The organism is Phycicoccus ginsengisoli, from assembly GCF_054779295.1.
Genome location: NZ_BAAGYN010000001.1, coordinates 523168 through 546560, shown reverse-complemented (window position 1 = coordinate 546560; position 23393 = coordinate 523168). Strand labels below are relative to the sequence as shown.

Annotated in this window: 21 protein-coding genes and 2 tRNA genes; 11 read left to right on the top strand and 12 right to left on the bottom strand. The window is 72.0% G+C overall.

Going from position 1 to position 23393, the window contains the following annotated elements:
- Positions 1-10 precede the first annotated feature (10 nt).
- The 4 genes from orn (at position 11) to ACYVDO_RS02530 (ending at position 1699) form a co-directional block, all read left to right on the top strand.
- Positions 11-637, top strand: a complete 627-nt coding sequence (gene orn / locus ACYVDO_RS02545) for an oligoribonuclease (protein ID WP_460932640.1) — start codon at positions 11-13, stop codon at positions 635-637.
- A gap of 133 nt (positions 638-770) precedes the next feature.
- Positions 771-846, top strand: a tRNA-His gene (locus ACYVDO_RS02540).
- A gap of 71 nt (positions 847-917) precedes the next feature.
- Complete coding sequence (locus ACYVDO_RS02535; RefSeq protein WP_460932639.1) at positions 918-1532, top strand: copper resistance CopC family protein; 615 nt, start codon at positions 918-920, stop codon at positions 1530-1532.
- Positions 1533-1623: 91 nt separating this feature from the next.
- Positions 1624-1699 (top strand) — tRNA-Lys (locus ACYVDO_RS02530).
- A 126-nt stretch (positions 1700-1825) separates the two neighbouring features.
- Here ACYVDO_RS02530 and ACYVDO_RS02525 read toward each other — a convergent pair.
- Together ACYVDO_RS02525 and ACYVDO_RS02520 are read right to left on the bottom strand one after the other, a co-directional pair.
- Positions 1826-2350, bottom strand: coding sequence for a hypothetical protein (locus ACYVDO_RS02525; protein WP_460932638.1), 525 nt, complete (start codon positions 2348-2350; stop codon positions 1826-1828).
- A gap of 97 nt (positions 2351-2447) precedes the next feature.
- Positions 2448-3374 carry an arylamine N-acetyltransferase family protein gene (locus ACYVDO_RS02520; protein ID WP_460932637.1) on the bottom strand — a complete coding sequence of 309 codons (927 nt, stop codon included), beginning with the start codon at positions 3372-3374 and terminating at the stop codon, positions 2448-2450.
- Between the two features lie 145 nt (positions 3375-3519).
- Here ACYVDO_RS02520 and ACYVDO_RS02515 point away from each other — a divergent pair, with 145 nt between their 5' ends.
- Positions 3520-4419, top strand: coding sequence for an alpha/beta fold hydrolase (locus tag ACYVDO_RS02515; protein WP_460932636.1), 900 nt, complete (start codon positions 3520-3522; stop codon positions 4417-4419).
- Here ACYVDO_RS02515 and purU read toward each other — a convergent pair.
- Genes purU through glyA form a run of 7 tightly spaced genes read right to left on the bottom strand, consistent with a single transcriptional unit; the run spans position 4388 to position 12991 of the window.
- Positions 4388-5236, bottom strand: coding sequence for a formyltetrahydrofolate deformylase (gene purU / locus ACYVDO_RS02510; RefSeq protein WP_460932635.1), 849 nt, complete (start codon positions 5234-5236; stop codon positions 4388-4390). The genes ACYVDO_RS02515 and purU overlap by 32 nt on opposite strands.
- A gap of 28 nt (positions 5237-5264) precedes the next feature.
- Positions 5265-6638 (bottom strand): L-serine ammonia-lyase, encoded by a 1374-nt coding sequence (locus ACYVDO_RS02505; protein ID WP_460932634.1) that lies wholly within the window; start codon positions 6636-6638, stop codon positions 5265-5267.
- The gene (locus tag ACYVDO_RS02500; RefSeq protein WP_460932633.1) at positions 6629-7279 is read right to left on the bottom strand and encodes a sarcosine oxidase subunit gamma; all 651 of its coding nucleotides are present in this window, start codon (positions 7277-7279) and stop codon (positions 6629-6631) included. Before ACYVDO_RS02500 ends, ACYVDO_RS02505 begins: the two co-directional genes overlap by 10 nt.
- The gene (locus tag ACYVDO_RS02495) at positions 7269-10136 is read right to left on the bottom strand and encodes a sarcosine oxidase subunit alpha family protein (RefSeq protein WP_460932632.1); all 2868 of its coding nucleotides are present in this window, start codon (positions 10134-10136) and stop codon (positions 7269-7271) included. The genes ACYVDO_RS02500 and ACYVDO_RS02495 overlap by 11 nt, the downstream gene beginning before the upstream one ends.
- Positions 10133-10411 carry a sarcosine oxidase subunit delta gene (locus ACYVDO_RS02490; protein ID WP_460932631.1) on the bottom strand — a complete coding sequence of 93 codons (279 nt, stop codon included), beginning with the start codon at positions 10409-10411 and terminating at the stop codon, positions 10133-10135. Before ACYVDO_RS02490 ends, ACYVDO_RS02495 begins: the two co-directional genes overlap by 4 nt.
- Before the next feature lie 37 nt (positions 10412-10448).
- Positions 10449-11684: a sarcosine oxidase subunit beta family protein gene (locus ACYVDO_RS02485; RefSeq protein WP_460932630.1), complete on the bottom strand. Its 1236-nt coding sequence runs from the start codon at positions 11682-11684 to the stop codon at positions 10449-10451.
- Positions 11681-12991, bottom strand: a complete 1311-nt coding sequence (glyA, locus tag ACYVDO_RS02480; RefSeq protein ID WP_460932629.1) for a serine hydroxymethyltransferase — start codon at positions 12989-12991, stop codon at positions 11681-11683. The genes ACYVDO_RS02485 and glyA overlap by 4 nt, the downstream gene beginning before the upstream one ends.
- Before the next feature lie 381 nt (positions 12992-13372).
- Between glyA and ACYVDO_RS02475 the strand changes: the two genes are divergently transcribed.
- From ACYVDO_RS02475 to ACYVDO_RS02465, 3 genes are all read left to right on the top strand, one after another.
- Positions 13373-14686: an MFS transporter gene (locus tag ACYVDO_RS02475; protein WP_460932675.1), complete on the top strand. Its 1314-nt coding sequence runs from the start codon at positions 13373-13375 to the stop codon at positions 14684-14686.
- A 54-nt stretch (positions 14687-14740) separates the two neighbouring features.
- Positions 14741-15958 carry a M24 family metallopeptidase gene (locus tag ACYVDO_RS02470; RefSeq protein ID WP_460932628.1) on the top strand — a complete coding sequence of 406 codons (1218 nt, stop codon included), beginning with the start codon at positions 14741-14743 and terminating at the stop codon, positions 15956-15958.
- A gap of 153 nt (positions 15959-16111) precedes the next feature.
- Complete coding sequence (locus tag ACYVDO_RS02465; protein WP_460932627.1) at positions 16112-16900, top strand: IclR family transcriptional regulator; 789 nt, start codon at positions 16112-16114, stop codon at positions 16898-16900.
- Positions 16901-16968: 68 nt separating this feature from the next.
- On the opposite strand, the gene ACYVDO_RS02460 is transcribed toward ACYVDO_RS02465, so the two are convergent.
- Positions 16969-17919, bottom strand: a complete 951-nt coding sequence (locus ACYVDO_RS02460; RefSeq protein ID WP_460932626.1) for a polysaccharide deacetylase family protein — start codon at positions 17917-17919, stop codon at positions 16969-16971.
- Entirely contained in the window at positions 17916-19481 is a 1566-nt protein-coding gene (locus ACYVDO_RS02455; RefSeq protein ID WP_460932625.1) for a purine-cytosine permease family protein, read from the bottom strand. The genes ACYVDO_RS02460 and ACYVDO_RS02455 overlap by 4 nt, the downstream gene beginning before the upstream one ends.
- A gap of 73 nt (positions 19482-19554) precedes the next feature.
- Between ACYVDO_RS02455 and ACYVDO_RS02450 the strand changes: the two genes are divergently transcribed.
- The gene (locus ACYVDO_RS02450) at positions 19555-21099 is read left to right on the top strand and encodes a PucR family transcriptional regulator (RefSeq protein WP_460932624.1); all 1545 of its coding nucleotides are present in this window, start codon (positions 19555-19557) and stop codon (positions 21097-21099) included.
- Positions 21096-21587: a nucleoside deaminase gene (locus ACYVDO_RS02445; protein ID WP_460932623.1), complete on the top strand. Its 492-nt coding sequence runs from the start codon at positions 21096-21098 to the stop codon at positions 21585-21587. The genes ACYVDO_RS02450 and ACYVDO_RS02445 overlap by 4 nt, the downstream gene beginning before the upstream one ends.
- Here the strand turns inward: ACYVDO_RS02445 and ACYVDO_RS02440 are convergent.
- Positions 21580-22278 (bottom strand): hypothetical protein, encoded by a 699-nt coding sequence (locus tag ACYVDO_RS02440; RefSeq protein ID WP_460932622.1) that lies wholly within the window; start codon positions 22276-22278, stop codon positions 21580-21582. The two genes, ACYVDO_RS02445 and ACYVDO_RS02440, sit on opposite strands and share 8 nt — an antisense overlap.
- 271 nt (positions 22279-22549) lie before the next feature.
- On the opposite strand from ACYVDO_RS02440, the gene ACYVDO_RS02435 reads away from it, so the two are divergent.
- Positions 22550-23383 carry a hypothetical protein gene (locus ACYVDO_RS02435; RefSeq protein ID WP_460932621.1) on the top strand — a complete coding sequence of 278 codons (834 nt, stop codon included), beginning with the start codon at positions 22550-22552 and terminating at the stop codon, positions 23381-23383.
- Positions 23384-23393: the final 10 nt, after the last annotated feature.

Below are 23393 nucleotides of genomic sequence, written 5' to 3'. Positions count from 1 at the left end.
GGTGGCGGGCGTGAGCACCCCGACCGAACGTTCCGTCAACGACCGCATCGTCTGGATCGACTGCGAGATGACCGGGTTGTCCCTGCGCGACGACGCGCTCATCGAGGTGGCCGCGCTGGTCACCGACTTCGAGCTGAACCAGCTCGGCGACGGCGTCGACGTGGTCATCGCCCCGCCCGCCGAGGCGCTGGAGCAGATGGACCCGTTCGTGCGCGACATGCACACGTCCTCGGGGCTGCTCGAGGAGCTGGCCGGGGGCACGACGATGGAGGACGCGCAGGCGCAGGTGCTCGCGTACGTGCGGGAGTGGGTCCCCGAGCCGCGCAAGGCGCCGCTCGGGGGCAACACGGTGGCGACCGACCGCGGGTTCCTCGCCCGCGACATGCCCGAGCTCGAGGCGCACCTGCACTACCGGATCATCGACGTGTCGTCGGTCAAGGAGCTGTCGCGCCGCTGGTACCCGCGCGCCTACTTCAACGCCCCGAAGAAGTCCGGGGGGCACCGCGCGCTCGCGGACATCCGCGAGTCGATCGCCGAGCTGCGCTACTACCGCGAGGCCGTGTTCGTGCCGCCGCCGGGTCCGGACAGCGACACCGCCAAGTCGATCGCCGCGCAGCACGTCGTCGACCACGGCTGAGCCCCGCGGTATGCCGGCGGCTCGCCACACCCGCGGTGGGGCCGGCGGCTGACCGGGTGGTCACGAGCACCCGTCGGGAGCGGGTACTATTGGCGTCGCTTCAGCGGCCGGCAGCGTCCGGCCGCGACGCATGGTGGGTGTAGCTCAGCTGGTAGAGCGCTGCGTTGTGGTCGCAGATGTCGCGGGTTCAAGTCCCGTCACTCACCCCAGACCGAGGGCCCCCGACCGACCGGTCGGGGGCCCTCGGGCCGTTCCGGTCGCGTCGGGCAGAATGGGGCGCGTGTTCGTCCCCAGCAAGCGCCAGCAGAAGGTCGTCCGCCTCACCGTCTGGGCTGCGGTGCTCGGCCTGCTGCTGGGGGTGCTGGCGCAGGTGGTCTTCGCGGTCGGGGCGGACGCCCACACGGCGTTGAAGACGGTCTCCCCCGAGGACGGGGCACGCCTCACCACGGCCCCGACGCAGGTCGTCCTGACCTTCGACGACCCGATCAGCGAGAGCTTCGCCACGGTGACGGTGACCGGCCCCGACGGCTCCGTCGGCAGCGGCCGGCCCCGCGTCGACGGCGCGGTGGTGACCCAGCCGCTGCAGGACGGGTTGGCCGACGGCACGTACACCGTCGCGTTCCGGGTGGTCAGCGCGGACGGGCACCCGGTGTCCGACCGGACCACGTTCGTGCTCGCCTCGGCGCCGGCCGCCGCCGGCACCACCTCCCCGCCGCAGTCCCCGGCCAGCTCCGCGCCCTCGCCGACCGCCACCGCCGCGCCCGCGGGGACGGCTTCCGCGAAGGGCGACGACGGACGCACGACGCGCATCGGTCTCGCCGTCGGGGTGGCCGCCCTGGCGCTCGCGGCCGGCATCGCCCTGGTGGCCGTGACCCGTCGGCGCCGCTCCGGCTGAGGCCGGGCGGAACTGTGGCGCCGCGCCGAATGCCACGTCGCTCCAGCCGATTTCACGGGGGCGGCCCGCTCCTGCTACTGTCTCTCCTCGCGCGCCATTAGCTCAATTGGCAGAGCAGCTGACTCTTAATCAGCGGGTTCGGGGTTCGAGTCCCTGATGGCGCACCACCACCGAAGGCCCGCGACTCCCGGTCGCGGGCCTTTGCCGCGCCGGAAGACCTGGCGGGAGGCCTTGATGACGTCTCCTGGTCTCGTGGCCTCGCCCGGTCACCCGTCCAGCGGGGCGACCGGGCGTCAGCGCAGGACTCGTGATGCACCGAGGACGTACGTCGCGCTGGCCGTGGGCCCCGCGAGCACAGCGGGTCGCCAGGGCGCCTGGAGGGCGCTGTGCAGCCCGACCGCGAACAGCACCGTCTCCCAGAGCTGCACCGGGACGTTGACGTAGCCCAGGGCGGGCATCCGGAACCGGTCCGTGACGATCAGGGCGGCGTCGGCGAGCCACAGTGGGGGCATCGGAACGAGCATGGCAACCCCGATCACGTCGAGCACCCGGCGGAGGTCCGATCGGTGACCGCTCGCTCGAAGCACGACGTGTGCCGCACCGCTCATCAGCAGCCACTCCCCCAGGCCGAACACCGGCAGGAAGAGGGCCTGCGCGCGGTAGTGGTGCTCGGGCCGGATCGGCACCGCGGCAGGCGCGAACGGCCGCCGACCGAGCAACGCCAGGGGGACCGTCTGGGTGAGGTCCTGGACGGCGAAACGGGTCAGGACGGCGGCCAGGCCGAGTCGGGGGTTTCCCGCGTCCGGCAAGGACGTCATGACGCGGACCGGGTGCAGGACACCCTGGAGCCAGGCGCGGGTCAGCTGCCCAGGGCCCGGAGGTGCGGAGACCACCACGAAGACCACCTCCTGCCCGCTACGGACCACTCGGCGCCTCGGACACCGCGGTGCCCTGGGCGACCTGTGACTCCTGCTCGTCCCGCCACCGGCGATGGGCGGCCAGGGCGCTCCGCCAGAGCTGGTCACGCGCCTCGGGTGACAAGCCCTCCAGCCGGAGCCCGAACAGGTCGACGAGCAGGGCGAACCACGCTGCCCGGTCAGTGATCGGCTCGGCGGTGCGGGCTCCGTCCCCGACCCGGCTCAGGACGAGCCCTCGGACGACGTCGACTCCGGTGGCGTCACGACGTTCCGCCATCGGCACCTGCACGAAGCCCGACTGGGGCGAGGTCGACAGCCACCGGTGCTGGGCCTCGAAGTCCTCGAGTCGCGCCTCCGCCATGTCCCACGTCATCCCCCTGAACCCGCCGCTCGGGTCATGGGTGAGGTGCCACCTCGCCCCGTCGGACGCACGTTCCAGCTCGAGGTCGAACGGCGACTGACGGTGTCTGCCCGGGACGAGGGGAAGGGGCCCGTGCAGCGCGTCGCCCAGACCGGCATCGACGTACCAGAGACCAGTCGGGCTCTCCTCGCTCGGTGGCAGCTCCACCGTCAGGACCAGGTGGTTCCCCCACGAGGAGTCGCTGGGCCCCTCGGGGCCGTGGACGCCTCCGACATGCCCGCGAACCACGTATCCCAGGGAGGCGAGCAGCAGGCCGAGGGCTCCGTTCATGTGGTAGCAGTAGCCACCACGGCCCCGGAGCGCGATGCGGACGGCGGACTCGACCGGGTCCAGGCCCCAAGCCTCCCCGGCCTGGATCCAGAGGGTCTCGTACGGGACCCGTTCGGAGTGACGCTGGACCAGCAGTCGCAGCGCCTCCACCGACGGCGCCTCCACGACGACGCCCAACCGGTGCAGGTACGCCGCCCGCACCTCGGCATCCAACCCCGGACACTGCGCGAACACGGTTCGAGTATGAGCCGCGGACCCGCCGACGGGAACTGGAGAACTGCGTAGGGACGGGCGTCGACCGGGACCGCGTCCGCGGGTCCTACCCGGCCTGGGCCGGCCGGCCCGATGACTTCTCACCTTTGCGGCAGTCTGTCCCTCCATGAGCAGTGAGCGGATGGTCTCGGCCGACGGCGTGCAGCTGTGCACCCAGTCCTTCGGCGACCCGGCCGACCCGACCCTGCTCCTCGTGGCGGGCATGGCGAGTGCCATGGACTGGTGGGAGGAGGAGCTGTGCGAGCGGCTCGCTGCCGGCCACCGGCACGTCGTGCGGTTCGACCTGCGTGACACCGGTCGATCCACCACCTACCCGCCCGGCAGCCCGGCATACACGGGCGCCGACCTGCGCCACGACATCGTGACGATCCTGGACGCGCTCGAGGTCAGCGCCGCACACCTCGTGGGCGTCTCGATGGGCGCGGCCCTGGCGCAGTGCGTCGCGGTCGAGCAGCCCCGCCGGGTGAGCTCCCTGACCCTCGTCGCGACCACCGCCGCGTTGCCGGGCACCCAGGGCCCCCTTCCGGGTCCGGACCCCGAGTTCGCGTCCGTCATGCAGCGGAACGCCGAGCGTGGAGAGCCGGACTGGGCCGACCGCGGCGCGGTGGTCGAGCGCCTGGTGGACGAGCAGCGCGCCTTCATGCGGGCCGGCTTCGACGAGGCACGGGTGCGCGCGATCGCCACCCGGATCGTGGCGCGCAGCACCGACCCGGCCGCGATGAACAACCACGCCCTGCTCGACCCCGGCCCTGACCCCCGGGGAACGCTCGCCGACATCACCGCCCCGACCCTCGTGGTGCACGGGACCGCCGACCCCCTCTTCCCCCTGCCCCACGGGGAGGCCCTGGCCCGCGTCGTGCCCGATGCCTCGCTCCTCGCCCTGGAGGGCATGGGGCACGAGCATCCGCCACGGCAGCACTGGCCGCTGTTCGTCCCGGCCGTCCTGGACCTCACCGGCGCCGACCAGCCGGCCATCAGCGGAAGACGACCGTCCGGTCCTTGTTGAGCAGCACCCGGTGCTCGCCGTGCCAGCGCACGGCCCGGGCCAGCGCGAGGCACTCGGCGTCCCGCCCGGCCGTGACCAGCTCCTCGGGGCCGTAGGTGTGGTCGACGCGGATGACCTCCTGCTCGATGATCGGCCCCTCGTCGAGGTCGGGCGTCACGTAATGGGCCGTCGCACCGACCTGCTTGACCCCACGGCCGTAGGCCTGGTGGTAGGGCTTGGCGCCCTTGAAGCTCGGGAGGAACGAGTGGTGGATGTTGATCGCCCGGCCCTCGAGCGCCTCGCACAGGTCGTCGGAGAGCACCTGCATGTAGCGCGCCAGCACCACGAGGTCGACCTCGTGCCGGTCGACGAGCTCGAGCAGCCGCGCCTCGGCGGCCTCCTTGGTGCCGGGCGTCACCGGCACGTGGATGAACGGGACGCCGGCGGCCGCGGCTGCCGAGCGCAGGTCCTCATGGTTGGAGACGACGAGGGCGATGTCGACGCCCAGGCTCCCCGCGTTACACCGGTAGAGCAGGTCGTTGAGGCAGTGCCCGAACTTGGACACCATCACCATGGCGCGCGTGCGCCGGCTCGCGTCGTGCAGCTCCCAGGTCATCCGGTATGCCGAGGCCACGGGCCCGAAGGCGGCCTCCAGCTCCTCGTGCCCGGCACCCGGCGACGTGAAGCAGGTGCGCAGGAACAGCAGCCCGTGGACCGGGTCGTCGAACTGCTGGTGCTCGGTGATGTCACACCCGTGCTCGACGAGCACTGAGGTGACCGCGTGGACGATGCCCGGCCCCTCGGGGCAGGTCAGGGTGAGGACGAACTGCTGCGCCATGGTGAGCTCCTTCGCCAGCTGCCGCTGGTCAGCACTCGACGACGTTGAGGGCGAGTCCGCCCCGCGCCGTCTCCTTGTACTTGTCCTTCATGTCCGCGCCGGTCTCGCGCATGGTCTTGATCGCCTTGTCGAGCGAGACGTGGTGCAGCCCGTCGCCGTGGATCGCCATGCGGGCCGCTGTGATCGCCTTCACCGACGCCACCGCGTTGCGCTCGATGCAGGGGATCTGCACGAGCCCGCCGACGGGGTCGCAGGTGAGGCCCAGGTTGTGCTCGATGCCGATCTCGGCAGCGTTCTCGACCTGCTCCGGCGTGCCGCCGAGCACCTCGGCCAGGCCGGCCGAGGCCATCGAGCACGCCGAGCCGACCTCGCCCTGGCATCCCACCTCGGCACCGGAGATCGACGCGTTCTCCTTGAACAGCAACCCGATCGCCGCCGCGGTGAGGAGGAAGCGGACGACACCGTCCCCGCTGAACGAGGGGACGAACTTCTCGTAGTAATGCAGGACGGCCGGGATGATGCCGGCCGCGCCGTTCGTCGGGGCGGTGACGACGCGACCGCCGGCTGCGTTCTCCTCGTTGACGGCCAGGGCGAAGAGGGTGACCCAGTCCATCGCCCGCAGCGGGTCCTCGACGTCCACCCGCTCCTCGAGCGACGCACTCAGCTGGGCGGCGCGGCGTCGCACCTTGAGGCCGCCGGGCAGCACACCGCCGGTGGCGCGACCGCGCGCCACGCACTCCTGCATCACCGACCAGATGCGCAGCAGACCGGCGCGCACCTCCTCCTCCGAGCGCCACGACAGCTCGTTGGCGAGCATGACCTCGCTGATCGGCAGGCCCGACTCGCGGCAGTGGACGAGCAGCTCCTCGCCGGTGGTGAAGGGGTAGCGCACCGGAGTCGAGTCGGGCACCAGGCGCTTCTCGCCGACCTCGGACTCGTCGAGCACGAACCCCCCGCCGACGGAGTAGTAGTCCCGCTGGGAGAGCACCTCCCCCGTCGGGCCCAGGGCCCGGAACCGCATGCCGTTGGTGTGGAACTCGAGGCGCTTGCGGCGGTGGAGCACGACGTCGTCGTCGACCGCGAAGTCGATGGCGTGCCGGCCGAGGAGGGCCAGGCGGCCCTCCTCGCGCACCGCGGCGACCGCGGGCTCAGCGGCGACCGGGTCGACCTGGTCGGGCAGCTCACCCCGAAGCCCGAGCACCACGGCCTTGACGCTGCCGTGGCCGTGGCCGGTCGCACCGAGCGAGCCGAACAGCTCGGCCCGCACGGCGTGCACCTGCTCCAGCAGCCCGTCCTTGTCCAGCGAGGTGGCGAAGGAGCAGGCCGCCCGCATCGGCCCGACCGTGTGCGAGCTCGACGGGCCGATGCCGACCTTGAACAGGTCGAAGGCGCTCACTGCCACGACGAGTCGCCCTCGTACTCGTGGCAGGCGTCGATGAGCCAGTCCGCGAGGTAGCGGGCGAACGAGGACCGCACGAGCAGGTGGACCTCGACACCCGCTTCCTCGCCGGCGTCGGCCTGCTCACCGGCCGTGCCGGCGCGCACCACGAGGACGACACCGGTGAGCGCCAGCAGCGTCTGCACGCAGGTGCCGGCCGGGCTGACCCGGGGGTCGAGGTCCAGGGAGCAGCCGCGCGCGAGCACCTCACGCGCGAGCGGCCCGGTGACGGCGACCGTCGTGCGGTGGGCCGAGACGTCGACGACGGCACCCGACGAGCCGAGCGCCTCGCGCAGTGCGGGCTCGAGGGCGGCCTGGTCCGGTGGGGCGACGACCAGCCACTCGTCGGGGCCGAGCCACAGCACCTCGACGCCGTCGGCCCCGCGGACCGCGGTGTTGGCCGTCGTCGGCAGCGCCGCGCCCAGCACCCGGGCCACCTCGTCGGCCTCCGGCGCGGTGGGGTCCACGCGGACGTCGAGCTGGGTGAGGAAGGGCAGCTCCCGGATGGTGACGCCCTGCGGCAGCTCGGCCAGCCGGCCGGCATACCCCGCCAGCGGGCTGGTGCGCCCGCTCAGCGTGCTCTTGTTCACGATGTCAACCGTCACGGCGGCTGCCCTCCTTGTCGAAGAGGACGCTGTCGGTCACGGTGACCGGGACCAGGGTGTCCTCGAGTGGGACGTACAGGGTCTGCCCGATGCGCTGGTGTCCGGAGCGGACCAGGGCGAGAGCGAAGGTGCGGCCCAGGGCCGCGCTGCGGTAGCTGGAGGTGATGTGGCCGAGCATGGGCACCGGTGGTTGGGGCACCGTGTCGACCTCGACGACCTGGCCGCCTTCGGGTAGCAGGACGTTGGGGTCCAGGGGTAGCAGGCCGACGAGCTGTTTGCGGTCGGGTCGCTGGTTCTCGGGGCGGGTGAAGGAGCGTTTGCCGACGAAGTCGGGCTTCTTCTTCGACACGACCCAGTCCATGCCCAGGTCCTGGGGGGTGACGGTGCCGTCGGTGTCCTGCCCGATGATCGGGTAGCCCTTCTCGGCGCGCAGCACGTGCATGGTCTCGGTGCCGTACGGGGTGATCCCGTACGGTTGCCCGGCCTCGAACAGGGCCTGCCAGACGGCGGTCGCGTGCCAGGCCGGGACGTTGACCTCGTAGGCGAGCTCACCGGAGAAGCTGATCCGGCACACCCGGGCCGGGACCCCGGCGACCGGGGTGTCGCGCCAGGTCATGAACGGGAACGCGTCGTTGGACACGTCCAGGTCCGGGGCGACGGCGGCCAGGACGTCGCGGGAGCGGGGGCCGACCAGGGGGATGGTGGCCAGCTGCTCGGTGACCGAGGTGAGGTGCACCCGCAGCTCGGGCCACTCGGTCTGGACCCACTCCTCCATCCACTCCAGGATCTTGGCGGCGTTGCCGGTGGTGGTGGTGACCAGGAACCGGTCGTCGGCGGCGCGGATGACGGTGCCGTCGTCGATGACCATGCCGTCCAGGCCGCACATCACGCCGTAGCGCACCGAGCCGACCTTCAGGCTGCTCATCAGGTTGGTGTAGAGCCGGTCGAGCAGCTCGGCCGCGTCGGGGCCCTGGACGTCGATCTTGCCCAGGGTCGAGCCGTCCATCATCCCGACCGACTCGCGGGTCGCCCGGCACTCGCGCAGCACCGCGGTCTGCAGGTCCTCACCGTCCTGGGGGTAGTACCACGGCCGCTTCCACTGCCCGACGTTCTCGAACAGGGCGCCGTGCATGACGTGCCAGTCGTGGACCGCGGTGACCCGCACCGGGTCGTGCAGCTGGCCGCGGTCGCGGCCGGCCAGGGCCGCAAACGCCACCGGGGTGTACGGGGGCCGGAACGAGGTGGTGCCCAGCTGCCCGACGTCGACCCCGAGGGCCTCGGCCACGATCCCCGAGGCGATCACCCCTGAGGTCTTGCCCTGGTCGTGCGCCGTGCCGATCGTGGTGTACCGCTTGACGTGCTCGACCGACCGCAGCCCGGCACCGGTGGCGCGCAGGATGTCACCCACGGTGGCGTCACGCTGCAGGTCCACGAACCGCTGGTCCTCGTGCCCGCCGGTCGCGTCGGGGTCGGGCACCGCCCACAGCACCTGGGTGGGCTGCCCTGCGGGCTGCTCGTCGGCCCGGGGCAGCGTGGTCTGCTGCGCGGTGAACCCCAGGGAGCCGAGCGCCTCCACGGCGGCCCGGTGGCCGGTCTGGAACGCACCGGCCAGGGTCAGGTCCCCGCCGGCCGCGCCGGCCACGGTGGTGCCCTTGACCGGGTCGCCGGGCACGAACGCGCCGATGGCGGGGTCGTAGCGCAGCTTGCCGCGGGCCTGGCTGAACAGGTGCACCGCGGGGTTCCAGCCGCCGGAGACCAGCAGCAGGTCGCACGCGATGCCGGTGCGCGACCCGAGCTGCCCGTCACGGTAGGGCGCGACGTGGGCGCGGGTGACGCGGTCGGTGCCGCTGGTGCCGGTGACGACGTGGCCGGTGCGGACCTCGATCCCCCGGCTGGCGCACTCCTGCGCCCAGTGGGCCGGCGCGGTCGGGCGGGCGTCGACGACCGCGGCGACGTGGGCGCCGGCGTCGGCCAGCTCCACCGCGGCGGCGTAGGCGGCGTCGTCGGTGGTGAACACCACGACCTGCGAGCCGGGGACCACGGCATACCGGCCCAGGTAGGTGCGGGCCGCCCCGGCGAGCATGACCCCGGGGCGGTCGTTGCCGGCGAACACGATCGGGCGCTCGTGCGCCCCGGTCGCGACCACGACGTGACGGGAGCGGATGCGCCAGACCCGCTGGCGTGACACGTGCTCCGGCGCCTGCGCGCCGAGGTGGTCGGTGCGCTTCTGCAGCGCCAGGACGAACCCGTCGTCGTAGTGCCCGAAGGCGGTGGTGCGCGCCAGCACCCGCACGTCCGGGTACGCCGCGAGCTCGGCGAGCGCGCGCGCCACCCACTCCAGCGCGGGGGCGTCGTCGATGCGCTCGGTGCCGGCCAGCAGCGACCCGCCGGCCTCGGGCTGGTCGTCGACCAGCACCACCCGGGCACCGCAGCGGGCCGCGGTCAGCGCCGCCGTCAACCCGGCGGGGCCGGCGCCGATGACCAGCACGTCGCAGTGCGCGTGCATCGCGTCGTACCGGGCCGGGTCGGGGTCCTGCGCGAGACGGCCCTGACCGGGCAGGCCACGAGCCGCCAGCCCGTCGAACAGCTCGACCGTGGTCGCGGTGAGCATCGGCTCGGGGAAGGGCGTCTCGACCTGGACCAGGGCGTTGGGGTCCTCCGCGCCGGCCGCGAAGATCCCGCGCGGGCGGCCCAGCTTGATGCTCGTGGCGACCTGGTGGACACCGTTGGCCAGCAGGGCCGAGGCGAGGGTGTCACCGGGGTGCCCGGTCAGCGACTGGCCGTCGAAGGTGAAGGACAGCTCACGGGAACGGTCGATGCGGCCGCCCGTGGGCCGGCGGAACTGCTGGGTGCTCATGCGGTCACCGGCTTCGGCTCGCCCTGGCGGTAGACCGCCAGGATCTGGTGGGTGGCGGTGTCGCGGACGGCGTTGAACCACCGGCGGCAGCCGCTGGAGTGGACCCAGCGCTCGGCGAAGGGACCCTTGGGGTTGTCGCGGAAGAAGACGAACTGGCCCCACTCCTCATCGGAGAGGGCGGCGGTGTCGGTGGGGTAGGCGACGTGGGCCTGGCCCCCGTAGTGGAACTCGGTCTCCTCACGGGGCCCGCAGTGCGGGCAGGCGATGAGCTGCATGGTCTGCTCCTGGTCTGGGAGGGGTCGTCGAGGGGGCTCAGTGGGCGACGGCGGCGGCGCCGTGCTCGTCGACGAGCGCGCCAGTGGTGAAGCGCTCGAGGGTGAAGGGGGCGTTGTAGGGATGCGGCTGCCCGGTGGCGACGGTGTGCGCGAAGGACCAGCCCACCCCGGTGGTGGCCTTGAACCCGCCGGTGCCCCATCCGCAGTTGAGGTACAGGTCCTCGATGGGGGTCAGCCCGACGATCGGGGAGGCGTCCGGGGTGGTGTCGACGATGCCGGCCCAGGTGCGCAGCAGGTGCGCGCGGGCGAAGACCGGGAACAGCTCCAGCGCCGCGGCCATCTGCCGCTCGATGATGTGGAACGCCCCGCGCTGGCCGTACCCGTTGTACGCGTCGATCCCGGCACCCATGACCAGCTCACCCTTGTGCGCCTGCGACACGTACACGTGCACCGCGTTGGACATCACCACGGTCGGGTGCACCGGCTCGAGCAGCTCGGACACCAGCGCCTGCAACGGGTGGGACTGGATCGGCACCCGCAGCCCGACCATGTCGGTCAGCACCGAGGTGTGCCCCGCCGCCGCGAGGGCGACCTTGCCGGCGTGGATCGTGCCGCGGCTGGTGCGGACCCCGGTGACCCGCCCGTCCTGGACGTCGATGCCCTGCACCTCGCAGTCCTGGATCAGGTCGACCCCCATCTCGCTGGCCCGCCGGGCGAAGCCCCACGCCACGTAGTCGTGCTTGGCGATACCGGCCCGCGGCTGGTACGTCGCCCCCAGCACCGGGTAGCGCACGTCCGGGGAGATGTTGACGATCGGGCACACCTCCTTGACCTGCTGCGGGTCCAGCCACTCCGCGTCGATGCCGTTGAGCCGGTTGGCGTGCACCCGCCGGACCGAGTCCCGCACGTCCTGCAGGCTGTGCGCCAGGTTCAGCACCCCCCGCTGGCTGAACAGGATCGGGTAGTCCAGCTCCTCGGCCAGGGTCTCCCACAGCTTCAGCGAGTGCTCGTAGATCCCCGAGCTCTCGTCCCACAAATAGTTCGACCGGATGATCGTGGTGTTGCGGGCCATGTTGCCCCCGGCCAGCCACCCCTTCTCCAGCACCGCCACGTTCGTGACGCCGTGGTTCTTCGCCAGGTAGTACGCGGTGGCCAGGCCATGACCGCCGCCACCGACGATCACGACGTCATAGGACTTCTTCGGGTCCGGGTTGCGCCACAGGAAGTCCGGGTGGTCCGGCAGCTCAGCGCCGGGAGTGCGGGGGGTGCTCATGAGAGGTCTCCGTCGAGGTCCGGGTAGAGGGGGAAGCGGTCGGCCAGCGCGGCGACGCGGTCGCGCAGCCGGTCGGCCGTGGTGTCGTCGAGCTCGGGCTGGAGCGCGGCGGCGATGATGTCGGCCACCTCGGCGAACTCCTCCGGGCCGAAGCCGCGGCTCGCCAGGGCGGGGGTGCCGATCCGCAGGCCCGAGCTCACCATCGGCGGGCGCGGGTCGAAGGGGACGGCGTTGCGGTTGACCGTGATGCCGATGCGGTGCAGGCGGTCCTCGCCCTGTTGTCCGTCGAGCTCGGAGTTGCGCAGGTCGACGAGCACGAGGTGCACGTCGGTGCCGCCGGTGAGCACGCTGATGCCGGCCGCGGCGACGTCGGGGTGGGTGAGCCGCTCGGCGAGGATCTGGGCGCCCTCGAGGGTGCGGCGCTGCCGGTCGGCGAACTCCTCGCTCGCGGCGACCTTGAACGCCACCGCCTTGGCGGCGACGACGTGCTCGAGCGGGCCGCCCTGCTGGCCGGGGAAGACCGCGCTGTTGATCTTCTTGGCCAGCTCGGCGGTCGAGAGGATGACACCGCCCCTGGGGCCGCCGAGGGTCTTGTGGGTCGTGGTGGTCACGACGTGGGCGTGCGGCACCGGGCTCGGGTGCAGGCCCGCGGCGACGAGGCCGGCGAAGTGCGCCATGTCGACCATGAGCCAGGCCCCGACCTCGTCGGCGATGGCCCGGAACTCGGCGAAGTCGAGCTGCCGCGGGTAGGCCGACCAGCCCGCCACGATCAGCTTCGGCCGGTGCTCGCGGGCGAGCCGGCGGACCTCGGCCATGTCGACGCGGTGGTCGGTCTCGGAGACCTGGTAGGCAACGACGCGGTAGAGCTTGCCGGAGAAGTTGATCCGCATCCCGTGGGTCAGGTGGCCGCCGTGGGCGAGGGAGAGGCCCAGGATGGTGTCGCCCGGCTCGAGCAGGGCGAACATGGCGGCGGCGTTAGCCTGCGCGCCCGAGTGCGGCTGCACGTTGGCGGCCTCGGCGCCGAAGAGGGCCTTGACCCGGTCGATCGCGAGCTGCTCGACCACGTCGACGTGCTCGCAGCCGCCGTAGTAGCGCCGGCCGGGGTAGCCCTCGGCGTACTTGTTGGTCAGCACCGAGCCCTGCGCCTCCATGACGGCGAGCGGGGCGAAGTTCTCGCTCGCGATCATCTCGAGGGTGCCCCGCTGCCGGCCGAGCTCCTGCCGGAGCGCCTGGGCGACCTCGGGGTCGAGCTCGGCGAGCGGCGTGTCGAGCAGGGTCTGGGGCCGCAGGCCCACGGTTCCAACCATGTCGGGCGTCCTTTCCGGGGAGGGGATACCCGACAGAGTGACGGCGTTGTTGCGTTCGTGTCAACCCTGTTGCACCAGTCGATCTCCCACGCCGATCCCGCGCCCCGCCGGGAACCACCACCGGACCGTCCGCTCCTCGCGTGACTGATTGACAGCGGCCGCGATTGCGGCGTCCAAGTTTGCCTGCGGCGAAACCATTGACAGCCCGGACGACCCGCGCCTACCGTTCCAGCGATCGCATCTTCGTTGCATTCTGAGCAACCTCGCCTCGCCGGCCCTCCCTCGCCTTCCCGCTCATCGCCTCCAAAGGAGCAGGCCTTGACCACCACCAGCGAACCCGCCCCGAGCACGCCCCCCGGTTCCCCCTCCCCCTCCGACCCCGTGTCCCTCGCCGAGCCCACGCCTCCCACGGCGCCCCGGGCCGTCACTCCCCTGGTCCTGCGCCGCGTCGTCGCCGCCAGCTTCATCGGCAACTTCGTCGAGTGGTTCGACTACGCCGTCTACGGCTACCTCGCCACCGTCGTCGCCCGGGTCTTCTTCCCCGAGAGCTCGCCCACCACGGGCCTGCTCGCCGCGTTCGGCGTCTTCGCCATCTCGTTCATCGTCCGGCCGTTCGGCGGTCTCGTGTGGGGCCACTTCGGCGACCGCATCGGCCGGCGCAGCGCCCTGTCCCTGTCGATCCTCATCATGTCGGGGTCGACCTTCTGCATCGCCCTGCTGCCCGGCTACGCCCAGATCGGCGTGGCGGCCCCGCTCCTCCTGCTCCTCGTGCGCATGGTGCAGGGCTTCTCCGCCTCCGGTGAGTACGCGGGCGCCTCCGCCTTCCTCGCCGAGTACGCGCCGGACCGCAAGCGCGGCCTCTACACCAGCGTGGTACCCGCCTCGACCGCCGCAGGCCTGCTCTTCGGGTCGCTCCTGGCCGCCCTGCTCACGGGGGTCCTGCCGCGCGAGGCGCTCGACAGCTGGGGCTGGCGGCTGCCGTTCCTCCTGGCGGCCCCGCTCGGTCTCGTCGGGCGGTACATCCGCCTCCGGCTCGAGGACACCCCCAAGTTCCACGAGCTGGAGCTGCGCGAGCGCTCCAACGCGCCGTTGAAGATCCTCTTCAGCCGCCACCGCCGCGCCATCGCCATCGCGTTCGGCGTCACCTGCCTCAACGCGGTCGGGTTCTACCTGCTGCTGAGCTACATGCCGACCTACCTGTCCACCGAGATGGGCATGGGTGAGACCGAGTCGTTCGTCGCCTCCGCCATCACGCTCACCTGCTACATCGGCTTCATCTTCGGCATGGGGGCACTCTCGGACCGCTTCGGCCGAAAGCGCGTGCTCATCGCCGCCTCCATCGGCTTCACCGTGCTGACCATCCCGCTGTTCGCGGCCCTGGGCGCCGTCGGCTTCGTCGGCATCGTGCTCATCCAGATCGTGATGAGCGCCCTGCTCACCATGAACGACGGGACGCTCCCGGTCTTCCTGGCCGAGATCTTCCCGACGAGCGTGCGCTACAGCGGCTTCGCGTTCAGCTTCAACACCGCCAACGCGCTGTTCGGCGGCACCGCCCCCTTCGTGGCCACGCTCCTCATCCACGTCACAGGCAGCAAGCTCGCGCCGGCGGCATACCTCGTCGTCGCGGCCCTCGTCGCGATGGGCTCGATGTTCCTCGCCCGCGAGACGTGCGACGCACCGCTCGCCGACGACTGACCTGCGCGGACCGGACCCCGAACTCCCCGACTGACCACCAAGGAAAGGAACCCCATGAACCTCGAGCGACTCAAGGACATCCCCAACGGCGAGAAGGTGCAGCCCACCTTCTCGGCGGAGGAGATGGAGAGCAGGCTCACGAAGCTGCGCAAGGTGATGGCCGACGAGGGCCTCGACGCCGTGCTCTTCACGAGCTACCACAACATCAACTACTACTCCGACTTCCTCTACACCTCCTTCGGCCGCAACTACTACCTCGTCGTGACGCCCGGGTCCTCCACCACGGTCTCGGCCAACATCGACGCCGGTATGCCGTGGCGGCGCACCTTCGGCGAGAACGTCGTCTACACCGACTGGCAGCGCGACAACCACCTGTATGCCGTGCAGCAGGTGCTCGCGAAGGAGGGCATCACCGGTGGTCGCCTCGGTGTCGAGGACGACCACATCAACGGGCTGCTGCGGGCTGCCGTGGCCGACTACACCGGCATGGAGCTGGTCGACGTCTCCCAGCGCGTGATGCGCCAGCGGATGGTGAAGTCGGCCGAGGAGATCGAGGTCATCAAGCACGGGGCCCGGATCGGCGACCTCGGCGGCGAGGCCATCCGCGCGGCCATCTACGAGGGCGTACCCGAGTACGAGGTGGCCATCGCCGGCTCCAACGCCATGATCCGCGAGATCGCCCGCACCTTCCCGCACGCCGAGCTGCGCGACACCTGGGTGTGGTTCCAGTCCGGCATCAACACCGACGGCGCGCACAACTGGGCCACCTCCCGGCAGGTGCAGCGCGGCGACATCCTGTCGCTCAACTGCTTCCCGATGATCGCGGGCTACTACACCGCGCTCGAGCGCACGCTGTTCTGGCGTGAGCCCTCCGCGGAGCACCTGCGCCTGTGGGAGGTCAACGTCAAGGTGCACCGGCGCGGCCTGGAGCTCATCAAGCCGGGGGCCGTCTGCAAGGACATCTGCGCCGAGCTCAACGAGATCTACGAGGCCGAGGGCCTGCTGCCCAACCGCACCTTCGGCTACGGCCACTCCTTCGGCGTCCTGTCGCACTACTACGGACGCGAGGCCGGGCTGGAGCTGCGCGAGGACATCGACACGGTGCTCGAGCCGGGCATGGTCGTCTCGATGGAGCCGATGATCATGGTCCCCGAGGGCCAGCCGGGCGCCGGCGGCTACCGCGAGCACGACATCCTCGTCGTCGGCGAGGACGGGGCCGAGAACATCACCAAGTTCCCGTTCGGGCCCGAGCACAACATCCTCGGCGTCTGACACCGTCGCCGACACCGCGCAGCCGAGGCCTCCCGGCCGACGCCGCGCGCAACCCGACCGGAGCCGGCTCCTGCCCACCGTGGTGCAGGGGCCGGCCTCGTCGTCGGGGCACTAGCATCCGCAGTTCAGGCGACGACGGAAGGAAGGACGCCCGTGGCCCGCGACGCGACCACCCCCGAGAGCGACTCGAGGGCCTCGGCCTCCGTGCTGCTCAACGGCCTGCACGTGCTCGAGGCGTTCTCCGTCGAGCACCCCCTCCTCGGGGTCACCGAGATCGCCCGGCGGGTGGACCTGCACAAGAGCACGGTCTCCCGGATCCTGGCGACCCTCGAGCAGGCCGGCTACGTCGAGCGGGAGGCGGGCAACGGACGCTTCCGCCTCGGGCTCGGGCTGATGGCCCTCGCCGGCCCGCTGCTCGCCGACCTCGACGTCCGTCGCGTGGCCCAGTCCTCGCTCGAGCAGCTCACCGAACGCACCGGCGAGACGTCGGCCCTCATGGTGTGGAACGGCCACGAGGCCGTGGTCGTCGAGCAGGTGCAGAGCCCCAAGCAGGTCAAGCACACCGCCGCGATCGGCACGCGCTACGACACCTACGAGAGCTCCTCGGTCAAGGTCTTCCTGGCCGAGCTGCGCGCGGTCGAGGTCGACCGGTTGTTCGAGCGCCGCCTGCTGGCCGGGACCTACGACACCCACACCCTCGAGAGCTACCTCGCCGAGCTGCAACAGGTGCGCGAGCAGGGGTACGCCATCAACGACGGCCGCACGTCCGTCGAGGAGGTCGGCGTCGCCGCCCCCGTCCGGGACCACCGTGGGCAGGTCGTCGCCGCCGTGCTGCTGTCCGCCCCCCGGTTCCGTGTCCCGCCCGCCCTGCTCGAGGTGCTGGCCCGGGACGTGGCCGAGGCCGCCAGGGAGGTCTCCGCCCGCCTGGGCAGCCCGGCCTGAGCAGGCAGGCGACGGCCCCCGCACCGGTGACCAGTGCGGGGGCCGTCGCTGTCGGCGGTCGCCGAGGCTCAGGCGATCGCCAGGCGGTCCCTGCCGTGCTCCCCCACCGGCACGCCGTTGCGCCGGATCGCCACGTCGGGGAACCACGGCACCTCGTACCGGTCGTGCACGCGGACCTCGTCGGCGGTGAGGGCAGTGTGGTCGGCGACCTCGGCCAGGGTGGTGACCCACATGCCGTCGAGGGATTTCACCAGCTCGACCAGCTGCTCGAGGGCGGCGAGCCGCGACGGGCGACCGGAGATGAACGGGTGGTTGGTCAGCACCCAGCACCCGCCCTGGGTGTGCTGTGCCTGCGCCTCGAGGAACCACAGCTCGCGGGCCTTGGCCGGGCTCTCGATCACACCGCTTCCGGTCCACCCTGGGTAGAAGGCGTACTGCTCCCAGTCGTCGAGGGCCCAGTCGACGGGGATCTCGACGAGCTCGCGGGCCGAGTCGGGCGCGACCCGGAACCGGTAGGGCGCATCCCCGTCGAGCAGGCTCGAGTCGTAACGGAAACCGCGCTCGGCGAGCAGCCCCGGGGTGTGCCAGTTCATCTCCCACCACGGCGCCCGGTAGCCGACCGGGACGACCCCGGCGACGGCGTGCAGGGCGTCCAGGCCCCGGTCGAGGTAGCCCGCCTCGGTTTCCCGCGAGATGCCCTGCATCTGCTCGTGCAGGTAGCCGTGGTGCCCGATCTCGTGCCCACCGTCGACGATGGCGCGCACCATGTCCGGGTGGGACTCCGCCGTGAAGCCTGGCACGAAGAACGTGGCGCGCACGTCCTGCCGGGCGAGCATCGCCAGCAGCTTCGGCATCGCGACCCTGGGCCCGTAGGACTGGTGGGACATGAGCGACATCCGGCTCGCGGCCTTCGGGTCGTGGGCCAGGACGCACGACTCGGCGTCGACGTCGAAGGTGAACGCCGCCGCTGCGCGGCGCCCCTCCGGCCAGCGGAAGACCGGCGTGGTCGCCGCGCTCACAGGTCGGACCCCAGCGCGACGGCACCGGCGCCGGCGGGCGCCACCGGCGCGGAGGCGTGGGGCTCGGCCGCAGGAGCCACCGGCGTGGCAGCGGCCGGCTCCCCCGCGGCGGCATACCGCGCGTGCACCCGCCCCCCGAGGAGGGCGTAGGTGCCCGCTGCGGCGATGCCACCGGCGAGCCACGACAGGTCCACGCCGCCCATGGCGCGGGCGGCGAAGCCCTGCAGCGCGGGCGTCAGCCCGTACATGAACAGCCAGGTGGCGACGACACCGACGCCGAACGCTGTCAGGGCTGCCCAGTTGACGTCGGGGAGGCGACGGGTGCCGACCGGCTCGAACAGGCGGGGGGCGTCGATCCGGCCTCGTTCGAACCGGTAGTAGTGGACGAGCATGATCCCACCCCAGGCCGCGACCCAGGCGACGATGCCGATCAGCCAGGTGTCCAGGATGGTCGCGAGGTCGGACTGGAAGACGAAGAAGACGACCGCCGCCATCGCGAGGACCCCGACGAACGCGCTCAGCTTGCGCCGCTCGACCTTGACGTCGAGGGCCTGGGCAGCGACCGAGAACGTGTAGATGTTGAGGATGTTCGTGGCGATCGGTCCGTGGATGACCAGCAGCAGCACCGGAAGGGCGAGCGCGCCGTAGTTGTCGACGATGAGTTTGCCGGGGTCGACCGAGCCGTTCTTCGTGGCCAGGGTGGCGCCGAGCACCCCCAGCCAGACCACGGGGATGAACTGCCCGAGAACGCTCGCGGAGTACAGGCGCCGGCGGGGCATGGCCGAGCTGACGAAGCGGGAGTAGTCGGCGGCGTAGGTGAACCACGTGATGCCCCACCCGATGCCGATCGCGGTCATCACGGCGGTCATGGCGGCCCATCGCGTTCCACCGGTGAGGACGTGCCCAGCGGGGCCCGCGTAGCCCCAGTTGATGTGGAGCTTGAACCAGGCCACGAGCGACATGCCGATGAGCACGACCACGGTCGGGGGAACCGTCCAGCGCTCGAACGTCGAGATGGCGCGGTACCCGATCCACGAGATGGCCACCTGGACCCCCATGACGACCGCTGCGACCAGCACCTTTGCCCCGTAGTTGTGGGCGGCTGGGTCGACGACCCCGAGCTTGCCCAGCAGGGCCATGACCAGGTCGAGGATGATCCACGTGTTCACCGCGCACCACCCGATGGCCAGGCCTGCCTGGATGGTGGCCGGCAGGTACGCGCCCCGACGGCCGAAGGCGGCGCGCGAGAGCACCATGCCGGTGACCCCCGTCCGCTGGCCCATCAGCACGAAGAGCCCGAAGAGGGCCATGCCGATCAGGTTGCCGGTGACGAGCACGATCAGGGTGTCGCGCAGGCCGAGGCCGAGCTGGATGCCGAGGGCACCGAGCACCCAGTTGATCGGGGCGATGTTGGCCCCCGCCCAGATCCAGAACTGGCCGGAGACGCTGCGCGTCCGCACCGACTCGGGGATGGGCTGGAGGACCTGCTCGACGTCGTGGGGGCTGGGAGGGGCGGCTGCACTCATGGGGGATCTCCGTCCTGGGAGGTGGTTGTCGACCATCGTGAGTGCTGGCTCCCGGCCGCCACAAGAGACATACTGTCAGTCGCCCTGATCCTGGAATGGACGGAACGTCATGGTCCTTGCACTGCGAGACCTCCTCGCCGATGCCAGTCTCACCGCCTCCGCCCCCGTCGTCCATGCCGGGTCCGAGGCGCTGTCCACGCCGGTGCGGTGGGTGCACACCAGTGAGGTCCTCGACATCGCCTCCCTCCTGCGCGGTGGTGAGCTGCTGCTCGTGGGTGGCGCCGCCCTCGCCGACGCCAGCGAGGAGGTCCGCCGCACCTATGTCGCCGAGCTCGCGCAGGGCGGCGCGGCGGGGTTGGCGCTGGAGACGGGGACGAGGCTGTTGTGCGTCCCGCCGGAGATGGTCGACGAAGCGGGCCGACACGGCTTCCCGCTCATCGAGCTCCACGGCGTCGTCCGCTTCGTCGAGGTCACCCAGAGCATCAACAGCGGGCTGATCAACGAGTCGGTGCGCCGGCTCCAGCTGGCCGACAGGGTTTCGCACGCCCTCGCCGCCGGGCTGGCCGAGGGTGCCGAGCTGCCCGAGCTGACGGCTGTCCTCAGCCGCGTCACGCAGGCCTCCGTGCGCCTGGTCCGTCCGGGTGGGGAGCCGATCGCCGAGGCGACCCACGCAGGAGCCGAGGGCGGCGGACGGCACGGGGAGGCCGTCACTGCGCCCGTGACCAGCGCCGGAGTCACCGTGGCGATCCTCTCACTGGTGCCGAGCGCGGACAGCGACCTGCTCATGCTCCAGGCGGCCCGCGAGCGGGCGCCCGAGGCGCTCGGCCTCGCGCTGCTGCGCTGGAGCCCGCTGTCGCAGCTCGAGCGCGAGACCCACGAGTTCATCACCACCCTGGTCCGGGGTGCGCGGTCCCCCCGACGACTGCTCGAGCTCGCCGGCCAGCTCGGGATGAGGGACCATGCGGCCTGGGTGAGCGTCGTCGGCCGGTTGGGCGACGACCCGCGCTGGTCCGCCGGCATCGACTCGGCCCTGCGCCGCGGCGGGCGCCGCGCGGTGTCCGAGCTGACCCACGACCGGTACACCGCCGTCGTCGCCTTCGACCGCACGGAGCCGCTGTCCGTGGCCCGCCAGCGGGTGGTTCGCGACCTGCGCGACACCCCGCTGCCGCCCCAGGTCCGGATCACGGTGGGCCCGGGTTCGCGGGAGCTGACCACCCTGGGCCGGTGCCTGCGCGAGGCGGAGCTGTCGCTCGAGCTCGGCGGAGAGGGCGACCGTGAGCTGGTCGTGGACGCGGCGGCGCTGGCGATGGACCGGTTCCTCTCCGCCGTGAACCGGCCGGCCGTGACGGCTGAGTTCGTCGACGAGGTGCTCGGCGACCTGCTCGAGCACGACCGGGCCCGCGGGTCGGACCTGTTCGGCACGCTCGCCACCTACCTGCAGCACTCCGGCCACAAGACGCACACGGCCTCGGCCCTGCACCTCCAGCGGCAGACCCTCTACCAGCGGCTGGACCGCGTGATGGGCCTCCTCGGCCACCCCGACCGTTCGTCCGACCGCTGGGCCGCCATCACCGTGGCGGTCGAGATCGAGCGCAGCCGCCGCCGCGGCATACTGCCCGGGTACCAACCCTGGCGACCCACGGAGGCACGGTGAACGACGACACTCCCCGTGACGGTGAGCAGGCCTGGTTCGCGGAGGCGGTGCGCGAGGCGCGCGCCGGGCTCGACGAGGGCGGTATCCCCATCGGCGCCGCACTGGTCTCCGACGGCCGGCTGCTCGCGACCGGCAGGAACAGGCGCGTCCAGCTCGGCAGCGCGATCCGCCACGGCGAGACCGACTGCATCGAACGTGCCGGGCGCCAGCCGGCGGACGTCTACCGGCACTCGACCCTTTTCACGACCCTGTCGCCGTGCTTCATGTGCGCGGGAACCGTTCTGCTGTACGGGATCCCCCGCGTGGTGGTGGGTGAGAACCGCACCTTCGAGGCTGCCGAGTCCCTCCTGCGCGAGCACGGGGTCAAGGTCGTCGTGCTCGACGACGAGGAGTGCGTGGCAATGATGCGGGGGTTCATCGCGGACCACCCCGGGCTCTGGCACGAGGACATCGGGGAGCCCGAGCGCCCTGGAAGCGCCGCTACTTGATGAGGCTGATGCCGCGGGCGATCACGAGCACCGACAGCATGAGCGCGGACACCGACTCGACCGCCATCAGCATCTTGGCGCGCGGGGTCAACGGCATCGTGTCGGTCGGGCTGAACGCCGAGGAGTTCGTCACCGAGACGTACAGGTAGTCGATGAACCCGGGGGCCCACCCGGACAACGCGGACGACCCCCTCGCCACCTCGCTGATCGCGTCGTGGTCCTCGTCCTGCGGGAAGCGGAAGTCGGCGGTGGGCAGCTGCGGCCTCGGCCGCTGGGTGCGCACGACCGGGCCGCCGCGGTCGAGCTCCCAGTAGGCCAGTGCGAACACGATGACGCTCGTCAGCCACACCTGGCCGGCCGCGAGCAGGAGCCGTGGCCCCTGCTGTGCCTTGCCCGTGACGAGCGCGTCCACGAGCAGCCCGAGCGAGGTGGCGTTGGCTGCCGCGATGAGCAGGACAAGACCGATGGCGAGACGGCGCAGCCACCGGTTCTCCCGTGTCATGCGCCGCGGGTTGGCGGCGACCAGGGGCAGGAACAGCAGCACCTCCAGGACCGGCACCACCACGCGGGGCGCCACGAGCAGCCCTTCGGGCAGCGTTGCGTACAGCCCCACGGCCACCACCACGGCGACGGCGGCCGGCAGGCGCGCCTCGCCCGGGTGCTTGCGCTGGGGCGGGTGGTGCTGGGTCACGCCTCAGGTCTATCGCCTTCGGGCCGGTGGCGCAGGGAGGGCACGCCCGGGTGCGACCCCGGTCGGGACGCTGCGGTCGTCGCCGGTTCGAGCGCAGGCAGGCTTTTACTCCTCCGACGCCGTTGCCGCCACCACTTTGACCGATCACTGACCAACTCGGGGCGAACAGATTACGCAGGCGCACGGGCGAACGCCCCATCTTGCCGCCGAAGGCTTTCCCCGACCGGTGACGAGGGGCCACGGTGGGCTGGTACGAGAGCAAGGGGTTGCCATGACAGCTGACACGGCCCGGCCCGACACCGTCGGCCCGGACGCCCTCCCGGAGCGCTGGACCGCCGACAGGTCGGCGATCGAGGAGACGCTCGCCGCCCTGTCGCACCTCCCCGGCCCGGCCCGTGGCGTCCGCCCCACCCGCGTCTGGCTGGAGGGTCCCAGCGCACCGGCACAGGCCGCCCCCGGCCGGGACGCCGCCCCCCTCCCGACCCGCAGGTCCCTGCGCGAAGCCGCGGACCAGGGGCACTCGGCCTCCGCGGGCGGCCGGGCAGGCCTGTTCTCGCGCATGCTGACCGTCCGCGCCTTCAGGACCCGGGGCGCCGAGGCGGCCAGGCAGAGCCGCTCCGACGGGGTCGTGGCGGAGCTGCTCGGCGCCGCGGCCGTCCACGGAGTGGTCGCCCTGCGCCATCGACGCGTCCCAGGGCAGCGGGCCGTCGTCGAGCACCTGGCTGTCGGTCCCTCGGGCGTCTTCGTCATCGACGTGAGGAACGCCAGGAAGGCGTCGGTCGAGGCCCGGCCGCGAGGCGCGACGAGCGACCTGGTCGTCGACGGGCAGGACACGACCACCGCGGTGACGGCGACGGGCAGACGCGTCGGTGCGGTGCGGTCGGTGCTCGCGAGCGCCGGCCTCGAGGACGTCACGGTCACCGGTGTGCTCTGCGTCGTCGACGGCCTGCTCCCCCTGGGCGTCTCGGACCTCGAGGTCCGTGGGATCCACGTCATCGCACCCACGACCCTCACGGCCCTGGTGAGCCGGTCCGGCAACCTCGACGAGGAGCACCGGTTGACCCTGCAGGAGTACTTCGCCCAGCAGCTGCCGCCGGCCCGCTGATCCGCCTCAT